Source organism: Nonlabens sp. (genome assembly GCF_018401815.1).
Taxonomy (GTDB): domain Bacteria; phylum Bacteroidota; class Bacteroidia; order Flavobacteriales; family Flavobacteriaceae; genus Nonlabens.
The window spans coordinates 195,282-208,896 of the sequence record NZ_JAGYKG010000004.1 but is presented as its reverse complement, the minus strand read 5'-3'; the positions used below and the strand labels follow the sequence as shown (position 1 = coordinate 208,896).

13 protein-coding genes and 2 pseudogenes are annotated in these 13,615 nt (G+C 36.1%); all 15 read left to right on the top strand.

Features of this window, described 5'->3' with window-relative positions:
• Positions 1 to 17: 17 nt before the first annotated feature.
• The 15 genes and pseudogenes from KG732_RS09345 to KG732_RS13165 all read left to right on the top strand — a co-directional run bounded on the left by KG732_RS09345 (position 18) and on the right by KG732_RS13165 (position 13,156).
• Complete coding sequence (locus KG732_RS09345) at positions 18 to 2,390, top strand: T9SS type A sorting domain-containing protein (protein ID WP_213522853.1); 2,373 nt, start codon at positions 18 to 20, stop codon at positions 2,388 to 2,390.
• Positions 2,391 to 2,538: 148 nt separating this feature from the next.
• Positions 2,539 to 3,975, top strand: a complete 1,437-nt coding sequence (gene mnmE / locus KG732_RS09340; protein WP_213522851.1) for a tRNA uridine-5-carboxymethylaminomethyl(34) synthesis GTPase MnmE — start codon at positions 2,539 to 2,541, stop codon at positions 3,973 to 3,975.
• A gap of 627 nt (positions 3,976 to 4,602) precedes the next feature.
• The gene (locus KG732_RS09335; protein ID WP_213522849.1) at positions 4,603 to 4,929 is read left to right on the top strand and encodes a lipocalin family protein; all 327 of its coding nucleotides are present in this window, start codon (positions 4,603 to 4,605) and stop codon (positions 4,927 to 4,929) included.
• A 657-nt stretch (positions 4,930 to 5,586) separates the two neighbouring features.
• Positions 5,587 to 5,802, top strand: a pseudogene (locus KG732_RS09330) (PH domain-containing protein); the annotation flags it as partial.
• Between the two features lie 146 nt (positions 5,803 to 5,948).
• Complete coding sequence (locus KG732_RS09325) at positions 5,949 to 6,308, top strand: hypothetical protein (RefSeq protein WP_213522845.1); 360 nt, start codon at positions 5,949 to 5,951, stop codon at positions 6,306 to 6,308.
• An 851-nt stretch (positions 6,309 to 7,159) separates the two neighbouring features.
• The gene (locus KG732_RS09320) at positions 7,160 to 7,369 is read left to right on the top strand and encodes a hypothetical protein (RefSeq protein ID WP_213522843.1); all 210 of its coding nucleotides are present in this window, start codon (positions 7,160 to 7,162) and stop codon (positions 7,367 to 7,369) included.
• Positions 7,370 to 7,378: 9 nt separating this feature from the next.
• Entirely contained in the window at positions 7,379 to 7,681 is a 303-nt protein-coding gene (locus KG732_RS09315) for an N-6 DNA methylase (RefSeq protein WP_213522841.1), read from the top strand.
• Positions 7,626 to 7,964 carry an N-6 DNA methylase gene (locus KG732_RS09310; protein ID WP_213522839.1) on the top strand — a complete coding sequence of 113 codons (339 nt, stop codon included), beginning with the start codon at positions 7,626 to 7,628 and terminating at the stop codon, positions 7,962 to 7,964. The genes KG732_RS09315 and KG732_RS09310 overlap by 56 nt, the downstream gene beginning before the upstream one ends.
• Before the next feature lie 113 nt (positions 7,965 to 8,077).
• Positions 8,078 to 8,290: a hypothetical protein gene (locus KG732_RS09305; RefSeq protein ID WP_213522837.1), complete on the top strand. Its 213-nt coding sequence runs from the start codon at positions 8,078 to 8,080 to the stop codon at positions 8,288 to 8,290.
• Positions 8,291 to 8,512: 222 nt separating this feature from the next.
• Positions 8,513 to 8,767 carry a hypothetical protein gene (locus tag KG732_RS09300; protein WP_213522835.1) on the top strand — a complete coding sequence of 85 codons (255 nt, stop codon included), beginning with the start codon at positions 8,513 to 8,515 and terminating at the stop codon, positions 8,765 to 8,767.
• Positions 8,768 to 8,918: 151 nt separating this feature from the next.
• On the top strand, positions 8,919 to 9,383 hold the full coding sequence (locus tag KG732_RS09295; protein WP_213522833.1) for a restriction endonuclease subunit S: 465 nt from the start codon (positions 8,919 to 8,921) through the stop codon (positions 9,381 to 9,383).
• Between the two features lie 18 nt (positions 9,384 to 9,401).
• Positions 9,402 to 9,608: a hypothetical protein gene (locus tag KG732_RS09290; RefSeq protein ID WP_213522832.1), complete on the top strand. Its 207-nt coding sequence runs from the start codon at positions 9,402 to 9,404 to the stop codon at positions 9,606 to 9,608.
• 157 nt (positions 9,609 to 9,765) lie between these two features.
• Complete coding sequence (locus tag KG732_RS13110) at positions 9,766 to 10,257, top strand: RhuM family protein (RefSeq protein ID WP_300980411.1); 492 nt, start codon at positions 9,766 to 9,768, stop codon at positions 10,255 to 10,257.
• A gap of 104 nt (positions 10,258 to 10,361) precedes the next feature.
• On the top strand, positions 10,362 to 10,727 hold the full coding sequence (locus tag KG732_RS13105) for a type II toxin-antitoxin system death-on-curing family toxin (RefSeq protein ID WP_300980410.1): 366 nt from the start codon (positions 10,362 to 10,364) through the stop codon (positions 10,725 to 10,727).
• A pseudogene (locus KG732_RS13165) lies at positions 10,724 to 13,156 on the top strand (type I restriction-modification enzyme R subunit C-terminal domain-containing protein). The gene KG732_RS13105 and the pseudogene KG732_RS13165 overlap by 4 nt, the downstream one beginning before the upstream one ends.
• Positions 13,157 to 13,615: the final 459 nt, after the last annotated feature.

Genomic DNA, 13,615 nt, shown 5'->3' with positions numbered 1-13,615 from the left:
TTTAATAAGTAATTACCATGAATTTCAAATACGTACTTTGCTCAATTACGTCGCTTATTGTCTCTTATGGAATCGCTCAAGTAAGCTTTACAGCTAATGGAAACAGTGGTTTTGGTAGTGCAATTGGTGGCAGCTCCCTAAGTATTAGCGAAAATGCTGGAACAGTCACCATAGACTTCAATAAGGGAGTTGGTGGTGATTTTAATGATACTTTGGTGATCTATTTTGACACGGGCGTGTCAGGCAGAACAGTTATAGATGCCAATGTGGATGACGAAAATGATGTTCACAGACGGGCTATCAGCTCGGCCGGTTTCGATGCTTCTGACATAAGCTTTCCACCTGGCTTTGAAGCCACTCATGCAATTGCAGTAAATACTTCGTTTGGTGGTTTGTGGAGTATTCCAGCTACGGGATTTGTTAGTAATGGTGGACTACCTTTTGTTGTGGCTGTAGGTCATCCGGGATCTAACACATCTAGTTCTTTTCAAATGACTTTTAGCTATACGGATTTGGGCACAACTCCCGCTAATGGCTTTGATTTTGTAGCTACTTATCTCAACGGGAGCAACGGATTTCTTTCTAACGAAGGATATGGCGGTGGTTTCCAAACTTCAGGAAATTACGGAAATCAACCCCTTAGCATCACCACATACTATAGTTATCCAGACGATCAGATTTTTGGGGTTGCCACAACTGCTACTGATGGATTATATGCAGACAATAGTACTTGGACCAATGGTAACCCGCCTGCAAGTACGGATCAAATTACCATAGATCATAATGTGACCGTTAACACTAGTCCTATTATAAATAATTCACTAACCATTAACTCTGGTAAAAGTCTTACCATCGATCCAGATCAGGTGCTGACCTTAAATGATAGTATCAACAATATAGGCACCTTAACATTTAGCAGTAGTAGCTCGGGAAGCGCTCAATTGATTAACGGCCCTAATGCTAGCATCTCACAACCGGTCGAAGTCAATAGGTTTATACCTGCATTAGACAATAGCCGTCGTGCTTTTAGATTTGTAACCTCAGCCGTAACTACTTCGGGTTCAATTTTTGAAAATTGGCAAGAAAATGGAGGAACAGCAGCTGGTTTAGGAACGCACATTACAGGAAATGGAGGTGCTACTAATGGTTTTGATACCACAGGAACCAATAACCCATCCATGTTTGATTTTAATCATACTACAGGTCAGTGGGCAGCAGTAACAAGGACCAATTCCAATACTGATATTTTAACCGCAGGAGCGCCTTATCGTTTGATGGTACGAGGAGATCGCAATTATAATTTGGGATCTGTTCCTGCAGACCCGGTTAATAGTAACGTTACCTTAAGAGCAACTGGAACACTGAATCTAGCTTCGAGCGTTAATACAGGCCCTTTGAACCCTGTTGTAAATGGTTTTAGCTTTGTGGGTAACCCATACCAAGCTACTGTAGATATAGCGCAGGTAACTAAAAACAATGTAAATCCTAACTTTATTTACGTTTGGAATCCCAACGCTAATACCCGTGGTGCGTATGAAACTGTTACTGTCAACAATGGTACTCCAGTCGCCAATCAGTTTATCCAGCCAGGACAGAGCTTTTTTGTATCCACTATAGCCAACGGTCCTGCTTCTCTAGATTTTAAAGAAAGCGACAAGCAGACTAATGGAAACTCCATCGGCTTTTTTTCAACACCTTCACAGCGACCCTTTATTTCAGTTGCTCTGAACAAAGATTATCAAGGAAATGATATTAGAACCGATGAATTAAGAATGTTTTTAGATGGAAACAATGCCGTTACTATAGAAGATGCCATCAAATTGGATAACTTAGACGAAAATATCGCAAGCCTTAATAATGGCTTGCGCTTCAGTATTGAGAATAAAGCTATGCCTATAGGTGGAGAGGTAATCGCATTAGATATCCAAAACTACCGTGCTACGGCATATTCTTTTAAAATAGTCCTGAATAATTTAAATACTGGCATCAGTGCCAAATTGCATGATGCCTATTTAAATACCAATCATGATCTTAATAATGGTGAAAATATAATTTCTTTTACAGTAGATCCCGCAATTACTGGAGCTGCAGCGGCTAACCGTTTTTCATTACAGTTTTCCAATAGCACGTTAAGCGAGAACGAAGAATATAAGAGCTTATTTAATTTCTATCCTAATCCTACTGAAAATGGTGTTATCATTTTAGAATTGGACAGGCTACAGCATGAGACTGATTTAATTATTTATGACTCTTTAGGCCAAATGGTTGATTTCTATCGTTTAAACGACACAAATACAACTTTAGACCTCTCAAAATTCAGTGCTGGTATCTATGTTATAAAGGTACAATCTGGCGATCGATCTGCTACTAAAAAATTGATCATCCATTAAATTCAACATCAATCTAAAAACTCCCTTGAAAATCATTTCAAGGGAGTTTTTTCTTTTACTCAATTAAATCTGGGTAAATCCAATCTTAGTAAAGTTATTTTTTAGTTATTCTTTAATCTTTATTTTAGATTCCCACTACCTTTGTAGTATGTTTAAAAATGATACTATTGTTGCCTTGGCAACTCCTGCTGGCTCTGGTGCTATAGCCGTAATTAGAATCTCTGGTTCCAATGCGCATCGTATTGCAGGAGCTATTTTTGTTCCCGCTTTCGCGAAAGCGGAATCAAAATCATTACAAGAAACCTATAATCAATTAGGAGCCAATACGGTCACTCTCGGACACATCTATAATGGCGACCGAGTAATAGATCAAGTAGTATTGACCAAATTTGTGGCGCCAAAATCATACACTGGCGAGCATGTAGTAGAACTATCCTGTCACGGTTCCATATATATCCAACAAGAAGTCATTGCGGTTTGCTTAAAGCATGGTGCGCGTATGGCACAAGCAGGAGAATTTACCTTACAGGCATTTTTAAATGCAAAAATGGACCTTTCACAAGCAGAAGCCGTAGCAGATTTAATCGCCAGTGAAAGCGAGACGGCACACCAGATCGCCCTACAGCAAATGCGAGGTGGTTTTTCTAGTGAGTTAAAAAACTTGAGATCACAATTACTCAACTTTGCTAGCTTGATAGAGTTAGAATTGGATTTTAGTGAGGAAGACGTTGCCTTTGCCAACCGTGATGAGCTCCGAACCTTATTGAATAACAGTCAGCACACCTTGAGAAAACTCATCGACTCCTTTGCTTTAGGAAATGTATTAAAAACAGGTATTCCAGTCGCTATAATAGGCGAGCCTAACGTAGGGAAATCAACTTTATTGAACGCCTTGCTCAATGAAGAAAAAGCTATTGTAAGCGAGATTGCGGGAACCACACGAGATGCTATTGAAGATGAAATTAATATAGAAGGAGTGCGCTTTAGACTTATTGATACGGCAGGCTTGCGAGAGACAACAGATACTATAGAAGGTATGGGCATTAAGCGTTCTTATGCTAAGGCAGAACAGTCCAGACTAGTTTTATACCTACTCGATGCTACCCAACTCCATACCGCTCCTAATATTATTCATTGCTTGATGCGCATACAAATTATGCGCGAAAAATTCCCTGATAAACCTTTGGTAGTTATTTTAAACAAGATCGATCAGATATCAGGACTCGAGCATGCTGAAATTACCAAACAAATTCAAAAGAAATCACCAGATACCATTCTGATTTCGCTCAGTGCCAAATCTCACGCTGGTGTAGACGAATTAAAAACGGCTCTGGTACAAAGTTTTAATAGCGGTGCCCTTTCTCAAGATGATTCTATAGTGAGTAATGCCAGACATTATGATGCATTACAAATGGCCTATAGCTCTTTGCTAGAAGTACAAACAGGAATAGAAAACGATATCTCCAGCGAGTTTCTTGCCATAGACATACGCGCTACAGCCGAGTCGTTAGGCATTATTACCGGTGAGATCACTAACGATGAATTGCTGGGTAATATTTTTAGTCAGTTTTGTATTGGGAAGTAACCCCAAGAATTACCTATCAGTATCTTTTTTAGAACTGCAAGCCCAAAAATAAATAGGCCTGTTGTTATGCCTATTTAAGAAAAGGGTGTCCTGCTAGCGGCTAAAAATCCTACACCCAGTTCCAAGAACTACACTAGCCCATTCCCAAAAGAAACTCCTTAATTATAGGGTGTTTTAAGAACTCTTGACCCATTTAAGAAAGTATAAAGTTACCTAGAATACCAGATCAAACAGAAGCCTATTTTGACCACGTAAAAGCTTGTGTACCTACAAGAGTTACACAACAGTGGCAATAAATATACTGAAAGGTAGAATGATTTGCCAAACCCTGAAAATAGCCCTTCCCTGTATTCTTCGTGCTTAACCTTAAAAAAATGAAGAAGCTGCTGGATTACTGTAAGGAAAGTTGTAAAAGTAGTATTAGTTTGGACGAATAATTGAAAAGAACAATTACTTAATGAGAACATGAAAATAAAGTTCATTCCTTTTCAAATCATAAAATAACTAACTACTTCTGTCAAAATAGATAGTACAAATAAAAACAAGGCGTGGTCTGAAAGCCACATATAGGAGCAAAAATAAAATACAAAAATGAAAAAGATCTGTTCCCAATTTTAGCTATTCTTAATGATAGCCTTATCTAGTTGTTCTTCAGATGACGAAGGAGGAAACAACAACACCGAAAACGCTACCGAGCTAATTCTTGGAACTTGGCGGCTTGTATCATCAACGGAAAACGGAACAAGCCTTTCGCAGGATGAATGTGATTTACAAGAAACATACAGCTGGGATTCTTCTGGCAATTTCACAGAAATACTATATGACAATAATACAGAGCCTTGTGGCAGCCCATTTGAGAATAATGGCTCTTATACGATTTCTGCCACTGTAAATGATGTTACTTTTACATTGGGTAATGATATACTTTTACTCAACAGACTAAAATATAAATGAAAAATCAACTTGTACTACTGCCAGAAATATACAGATAATGGAACGACTATTGAATTCATAGACAATTTATCAAAACTAATGATTCACCATTAATTAACTAATACTAACTGTCGTATATATCTCATAAATAAACAATGCTTAATTAAGTCTAAGCCATATATTTACTCAGGTCACAAATTTTTTAATTTGGCTTATTGAAAAGGTAATAAAAAATTAAAAAATTCTTGCTTGTGTATAACTGGTGTCAGTATTTGGCTTCATTTACACATGAGCCATACACAAACGTTAGTTGGCATATGTGATGTCATTGCACATTTAAAATTAAGTTTGTTTAGGATTCATCATTTCAAGGTCGATGTAGTTAATTTCAAACTTGACTAAATATAGACAAATGATTTTTTTATTAAACAGATAGATTGTTAAATGTTAATTTAAACAATGATTATTATGGAAGAAGAAAATTAATTTTGGGAAAAACGTTCGCCTTCACAGGTGACAAATTTTGATTTTACATTTTGTGTTTAATCCTTTTGCCTGTATTTGGATTAGGCTTAATAATGTTTTTAGTTCGATTTTAAAACTAAGTTTACTAAATCATGAGGTTACAGAAGAAAGAATTATTGAACAAACTGGTATTTTTTCTAGAAAACAGACGAGACAGAATTGTATCGTATTAAAGATATTAGATTAGAAGAACCGTTTTTTTTAAGAATGTTCGGATTATCAACAATTTTATTAGTTACATCAGACAAATCTTCTCCAATAATAAAAATACATGGAGTAAAGAATGGAAATGATTTACGAAAAGAATTAAGGATTGCGGTTGAAGCAAGACGTGATAAGAAAGGTGTGAGAGAAAGAGATTTCGAATAACATACGCGAGCTAACACGTGATCACAAAACATAGCTATTATCTCCTTTATGAGAGGTTTCAGTTTATTTGTGCTAGATCCAGTTTAATAGAAAACATCGCTATTTTCAAGCTACTATTTTCATATACATCACCATTGCAATTAAGAATGAAAGCAGAAAAATACATTATTGGAATTGTACTTGGATACGTTTTGAAAATAATGAAAGCACGTAAAAAAGAAACTAAATTCAATAAAGAATTTGCAAGTATAAGGCACGGAAACTACCCTAAATTTATAAACTTAGTTAATGGTGATATTCCTGAAATGGTTGTATCCAATCGTGGCAAAATTGAAGTAAATCCTAAACCTAAGGCTGAAAATATTGACTTTTTAGGATTGATAATGGCAGGTCCATCAATGAAGGATTTTTATGAAAAATGTGTTTCCGAATACGGGCGTGTTTTTATAGATAATGTACCCTCAAACCAACCATTATCAAATTTGGACTGGTTGTTCACAGCTTAATGCACTCACGCGAATAATTATAAAAAGTTGAAGAGAATCATACATTTGAAAACATAATTAATGACTTAGACAAAGTCTATTTCATTAATGAAATAGATATCAAAAAGGAAAAACTATTGAATGCGATTAAACACGGAACAGAAAAAAAACTACTCTTGGTCTGAGGGAATAACTGATTTTAAAAAGCACAAGATGCTATGACCGAAAGACAATAGTATTAGAATATTAAAACTTTCCTAACAACCCAAATAATAAATTTAATCAAGCAGCCCTCACCTATACTCACAAAACCCTTGTGTAATTCCCCAGACCTCATTTGTATTCACTAAATCTTGTTACATGCAGCAAACCATACACAAACCCTGAATTTCAAATAATCCTGAGTAAAACAAAACAAACAAAAAAATCGAGGCAACACCTCGATTTTTTTGTTTACTGTTTACGCTACCCAAATAAATTATAAGCTGTAATATGGTTTCCCGTAACCGTATGGATCAAATTAAAAATACCTTTATAACCTTTAGTTGCTTTTTTCAACGCATAAGCCAAGGCTAAAAACAACAAAAGAGCTATTTTTAGCCTATGCTCTACAAGAGCCATAAAAAGAAGAAATAAAACACATGTTCGAACAAACATTTAAAAATATAGACGACCTGCTTTATAAAGATCCAGGCAGACAGTTAATCTGATCAAGAGAGCCAACCTCTTGGGTGCATACCTTACGTTACTTAGACGAATTAGAACAAGACAAAGCAGACGAAGCCGAATTTGGTGCTGAGAAATAGTCACAGTTTGCCATTAGATGAAGAGCAATGTTGGGCCAAAAGGGCAATGCCTAAAGGAGAAAGTGCGTGGACACTGAGGTTCTCGAAGTGGACCATCACGTTGCCCTAACAGGACCAGACTTGGTTCAGTTTGTAGATGGCAAGCTATTTCCTTATTTGGCTGCATTCAAACAAAAAGCCGACAATCCCAAAACCATTGAATACAAGATTGGAGAAATATTCTCTGAGCTAAAAAACAAAATTCAAAGTGGGAAAGCAACTTATGAGAGATTTTAAATGTTTTTTTTGACGCGCGCTTCCCTTTTTCGTGCCTCAACTGACAAACATGAGTTAAGTCATTTGTACGAGACCAAGATCAAGAACATGGGGAATGCAGGTCGTAATGGTGGACAATACTACACCCCAAGACCGCTTATTCGTGCGATGATTCATGTGATGGACCCACAAATTGGCGAAACCATTTATGATGGTGCAGCAGGTTCTTGTGGTTTCTTAGTAGAAGCCTGGCCGCCGACCATGTGCATGAACTGCAATGGAAAAACAATCAGACACCTTAAAAACGCTACAAGAAGACACCCTTTACGGTAAAGAGAAAAAGAACTTGGCCTATGTCATTGGGATTATGAATATGATTCTCCACGGCATTGAAGCACCCAATATTCTTCATGTAAATACGCTAGGCGAAAACATTCGTGACATACAAGAGAAAAACCGTTACCACGTTATTTTAGCAAATCCACCCTTTGGAGGAAAGGAACGACCAGAAGTACAGCAAAATTTTGATATTGTAAACAGGAGAAACTGCCTTTTGCTTTATGTGGCATTTTATCAAGAGTCTAAAAACATAGTGGTCAGCAGCAATTGTTATTAAAAAACACGGTATTAAGCTGTCAGACAACGCTGTAAACAGGAAACTCTGTCAGCTGCCCCGAACCTACATACCTTAATCTACTCAGGTACCCTCAGTGCAGGCGTTGTAAAACGGTGGTCTCGTTTCTTCCAAAAGGCGAACCTATCGTAAAAGATTTGGCACTACCGCTAGACCCAGGACGCAATTACGGAAAAACCAATCCTTTAAATGATACCGATATGGAAGAGTTTATCGCTTTCGCGAAAACGAAACCCGAAAGCGAGCAATCGTGGAATATAAATGTAGCAGACATAGTATCTGCGAAACCTGATTTAGACATCGGTTAAAAAATCTTAACACAATCTGAAAGAAGCAGACCTTTTACGCAGTCCGATGTTATTTTAGTGAATAGTCGTGGAAAGTTTGATACAGACAATGGTCACCTGATTCTTCAATCAATCAAATAAATTGATATGAGTTGGGGCGAAAAATATTAAACGATTAATTAATGTCATGGAAGTAATGTAGGGCAGGTCAGTCACCAAAAGGTAAATATTATAATAAAGTTGGTGAAGGGGCTGCCATTTTATCAAGGCAAAAAAGAATTTACAGATAGAGAAATAGGCGAGCCAACTACTTGGACAACAAAAACAACAAAAGAAGCATTTAAGGATGATATTTTAATGTCAGTAAGAGCACCTGTTGGACCTATTAACATAGCTACACAGCACATCTGTATTGGAAGAGGTTTAGCTGCAATTAGAGCTTCTGACAAAGTGGATAATGATTACTGGTTTATTCAAAATTATTGGAAAGCGAAATAATTGGTAATGTTGGAGCTGTTTTTAATTCAATTAATAAAACACAAATTGGTAATATTCCACCTAACCACCAATTTCAGAACAAAAACAAATGTAAAGGATACTTTGATAAAGCCTTTGTAGCCATGACCAAGCCAAAGCCAATACGAAAAACATGTGTAAAAAACGCGCTAAAGAGCTGTTTCAATCTAAACTCAATGACATTTTTAGTCAAAAAGGCGATGGTTGGGAGGAGAAGACTTTGGGTGATATTGGTCAAGTGCAAACAGGAACTACACCTTCCACGAAGGATAAATTAAACTATGGTGTTTACATCCCTTTTGTCAAACCGCCACATTTCAATAAAGATGGCTCAATTGATTCAGGCGAAAGTATGTTAAGTAAAAAAGGATTAGAAAAGGGTCGATTGTTTTCTGCCAATTCCATTTTAATGGTTTGTATTGGAGCAACAATTGAAAAACTGGATTTTCTGAAACTCCTGTTAGTTCAAATCAACAAAATTAATGCATTAACTCCAAATGAAAATTATATTCCTAAATTATTGTATTACGCATTAATTTCTCCTTTCGTACAGAATCAAGTATTGTCCATTGGAAAAAGTGCTCAAGCTACTTACTGATACAATAAATAAATCTAAATGGTTAAAATTAAAAGTTCATCTAATACAGACAAAAAGAAGCAATCCACTATTGTTGAAACACTTGAAGAATTAAAAGAAAATTGCATTGAAATTGAAATAAACTACAAGAAAAAACTAGAAGATTTAGAAGACCTCAAAAAATCCATTCTTCAAAAAGCCTTTGCAGGGGAACTAACTAAACAATTGATAATTGAAAATGTATGATGGAAAATTAATAAAGCAACTGTCGCAAAATATAAGATAGTTCAACTATACAGAAAATGTATTATGCAAAACATGCATGATGGAGTTGTAAAGAAATCCTTGACTGTTAGAAAAGAATTGAGTTGTTGTAAAAAAGGCACCAACTAAAAATAGTAGTATGGAAAATAAAATAGATATATTTAAATCCACTGACGGTATAGAAATTCAGGTAAAACTGGAAAACAATACCATTTGGCTTGATGCTCACTTAATTGCAAAGTTATTTGGAGTGCAACGACCGGCTATTGTAAAACATGTTGGTAACATATACAAATCTAAAGAGTTAAACGAAAAATCAACCTGTTCCAAAATGGAACAGGTTGCATCTGATGGAAAACTTCGTAAGATGAAATTGTATAATTTAGATATGATTATTTCAGTTGGGTATCGCGTTAACTCTTCTCGTGCTACACAATTTAGACAGTGGGCAAATCAAGTCTTAAAAGATTATTTAGTTAAAGGTTACGCACTTAACGAAAAAAGACTAGCACAAAAAGAACAAGAAGTAAAGTTACTAAAAGATGGTATTCAGATTCTAACCAGAACGGTTAGTGCCATTGAAGAAAAAGCATCTAACAATACCATTTTAGAAACCTTGCAAAAGGCTTAAGCCTATTAGACGATTATGACCATGAACAATTAGATACTAAAGGATTAACTACTAAAGCTGCTAACTACCCAAGTTTAAAAGACTATCAAGCAATAATAAACGAAATGCTTAAAGACTTTGATAGTGATGTCTTTGGAAAAGAAAAAGACAAAAGTTTTGAAAGTTCTGTTGCTCAAATAGGAAAAGGATTTGGAACAGATGATTTTTATCCTACATTAGAAGAAAAAGCAACCACACTTTTATATTTAGTAGTAAAAAACCACGCGTTTGTAGATGGAAATAAACGTATAGCAGCAGCTTGTTTTCTGAAATTTTTGGAGCAAAACAACATGCTTTTTAATGCTGAAAATCAACCTATTATTAGCAATGATACCTTAGCGAGTTTAACGCTTTTTATTGCCTCTAGCAAACCCGAAGAAATGGAAACCATAAAACGATTGGTGATTAGCGTATTAAACAGAAACAAATGAACGAAGCACAAACCAAACATGATTTAATAGAACCTGCATTGCGTGAAGCAGGTTGGGGTATTGTTGAAGGCAGTCGTTTGCGTTTGGAGTTTCCTTAATACCAGTGTTGGTCAAAACAGGCGTGCAACACCATTGTTTGCAGATTATGTTTTAGAATACAAAAACAGACGCATAGGTATCAGCCCTCAAAACGAGATCTATATTATACTGATGGTGTTGGTCAGGCCAAAGATTATGCAGAGCGTTTAAAACATTCGTTTTAGCTATGCTACCAATGGTTTGCAAATCTATGGATAGACATGGACGTAAAGGTACTGAAGGTGATGTATCAACTACCCAACACCAGAGCTATGGAAATGACCTTTCCAACACCCAAAGAGGATTACAAAAATTGAGATTGCCAATTGAAAGAACGCTTATTCACCATTCCATTATGGCTAGGCACATGCAACCAAGATGTCAATGGGCAAAATGCCATCGCCAAAGTATTAGAAGGTTGTTTCTGAGAAAAAGATAGAATTTTACTAACCTTAGCCACAGGGACAGGAAAAACAGCTATTGCCTTTCAAATAGCTTGGAAATTGTTTCATGCTAAATGGAACTTAAAAACGTGTGATGGGAGTCGCGCTCCACGTATATTATTTTTGGCAGATAGAAATATTTTAGCAGATCAGGCTTTTAATGCATTCAATGCATTTGATACCATAGATGAAAATATTAAGGTGCGTATTAGACCTTCTGAAATTAAAAAGAAAGGTGGTGTTCCAAAAAACGGAAGTATATTTTTTACCATTTTTCAAAGTTTCATGACTACAGTAAAAATGGAAGAAGAAGAAAATGAACTATCCCTTGCTGCTGAACCAAAAGCAAACTATGCAGCTTCGGACTTTAACTTTGGTCAATACCCAACAGACTTTTTCGATTTCACTGCAGACGAGTGTCACAGAGGTGGTGCAAACGATGAAAGTTCTTGGCGCGCCATAATGGACTACTTTGCTCCTGCTGTTCAGTTAGGTTTAACCGCTACGCCTAAACGAGATGTAAATGTAGATGCCCTACGACTATTTTGAGACCCAAGTGTACAGCTACAAACTAAAAGTTAGAAGGAATTAAAGATGGTTTCTGTAACGTCTTTAAGGTCGTGTGTTGTAAATAAATGTCACAATAGATGATTATACTTATACTTCTGACATTAAGAAGGTGATATTGAAGATGCAGGATCATATACAGAAGCAGATTTTAAGAGAATTTGGTTGAGATTAAAGCAAGAGAACAATACAGAGTAAAACTCTTCATGGATGCTACAGGTAAATAAACCAAAAATTGTTTTGTGCTACCAAATTCACAGGCAGCAGTTAGAGATTTAATCAATCAATATGTGCCAGTAAAAGTTCCAATTACTGCCATAGGTGCAACTCGCTGATGATGGTAAAATTGGAGAACAACATTTACGGGATTTTCAAGACAACGAAAAAAAGCATTCCGTCCATATTAACTACTTCACAAAATTAAGCGCTATGGAGTTGATGCCCTGAAATTAGAAATATAGTTTTAATGCTAGACCAGTTAATTCAATGGTTGAATTTAAGCAGATCGTTGGTAGAGGAACTCGCCTTTTTGATGGGAAAGATTATTTCACCATTTTCGATTTTGTAAATGCCCACAAACATTTCCAAGACCCAGAATGGGATGGCGAACCATTAGAACCTGAACCATCAACAGGAGGCGGGAAATCAAAAGATTGTAATGTTTGCGGAGAAACACCCTGCGTTTGCGAAAAACCAGAGCCAAACCCTTGTCCTGAATGTGATAATATTCCTTGCGTTTGTGAAACGCCACCGCGACAAATGATTAAAGTGAAACTCTCAGATAACAAAGTGAGAGAAATAGATTCTATGGTTAAAACATCTTTTTGGAGTCCATCAGGAAAACCAATAGGCCATCAAGAGTTTTTAAATCAACTATATGGAGATTTACCAGCATTCTTTAAGGATGAAGAAGAATTGCGAAAACTTTGGAGTTTACCAGACACTCGTAAAAAATTGCTGACGGAGTTAAGCGAAAAGGGATATACAAATTCGCAATTAGAAGATTTGAGAAACTTAATTCATGGAGAAGATAGCGACCTTTTTGATGTGTTAAGTTATGTAGCCTACCACAAAGACCTTGTTCCAAGATTGGAAAGAGCAGGAAGAGCTAAAATTCAAATGAATGATTACAATCCAAAGCAACAAGAGTTTTTGAATTTTGTACTAGACCAATATGTAAAAGAGGGATTTGAGGAGTTGGACATTGATAAACTATCACCCTTATTATTATTAAAATACAATGCCATTTCAGATGCAAAGCGTGAACTAGGAGATATTAAATCGATTCGAGACACCTTTATAGGTTTCCAACAACATCTCTATCAAGAAATAGCAGTGTAGAGTGAAAACCAAAGCTCAAAGCCATACACCTTACCAAGTCGCTTAAAAGACGAAAATGAAGGTAGCGTATGTCTTTGACAGTGCTAAAAACAGAATAATGTGTTGAAGTATAAATAATAGTTTGATGTAATTTTAAACTGAATGAGCACATTTTGAATTAATAAATATAATGGAAGTTGTTTCTCTACAATGCATATCTAGAATGTGTAATAAAAATTGATTTAGTGGTAGTGGTGTGATATAACTTCAAGTTCTGAACTTCCTTAAAGTCCTTAAAACCCTTAGAGTCCTGCCTACCCTTTCACCCACACAAGGACTAGCTTGACCGCACAAACATCTTATTTTTCTTTATCCTGCAATTTCTTTTTTTATAGCTTATTTGTACCCTATTTGTTGCCCAAAGTCTTGAATCCCTTCTATAGCAAGACTAGGCAAATACTGTATCGGAAAGTAAGCAGT

Excerpts from the sequence above, each read along its gene's own strand:
- KG732_RS13105 (WP_300980410.1), top strand. The coding sequence starts at position 10,362 with ATGCTTAAAGACTTTGATAGTGATGTCTTTGGAAAAGAAAAAGACAAA.
- KG732_RS09345 (WP_213522853.1), top strand. The coding sequence starts at position 18 with ATGAATTTCAAATACGTACTTTGCTCAATTACGTCGCTTATTGTCTCT.
- KG732_RS09295 (WP_213522833.1), top strand. The coding sequence starts at position 8,919 with ATGTGTAAAAAACGCGCTAAAGAGCTGTTTCAATCTAAACTCAATGAC.
- mnmE (WP_213522851.1), top strand. The coding sequence starts at position 2,539 with ATGTTTAAAAATGATACTATTGTTGCCTTGGCAACTCCTGCTGGCTCT.
- KG732_RS09325 (WP_213522845.1), top strand. The coding sequence starts at position 5,949 with ATGAAAGCAGAAAAATACATTATTGGAATTGTACTTGGATACGTTTTG.
- KG732_RS09335 (WP_213522849.1), top strand. The coding sequence starts at position 4,603 with ATGATAGCCTTATCTAGTTGTTCTTCAGATGACGAAGGAGGAAACAAC.
- KG732_RS13110 (WP_300980411.1), top strand. The coding sequence starts at position 9,766 with ATGGAAAATAAAATAGATATATTTAAATCCACTGACGGTATAGAAATT.
- KG732_RS09290 (WP_213522832.1), top strand. The coding sequence starts at position 9,402 with ATGGTTAAAATTAAAAGTTCATCTAATACAGACAAAAAGAAGCAATCC.
- KG732_RS09310 (WP_213522839.1), top strand. The coding sequence starts at position 7,626 with ATGGAAAAACAATCAGACACCTTAAAAACGCTACAAGAAGACACCCTT.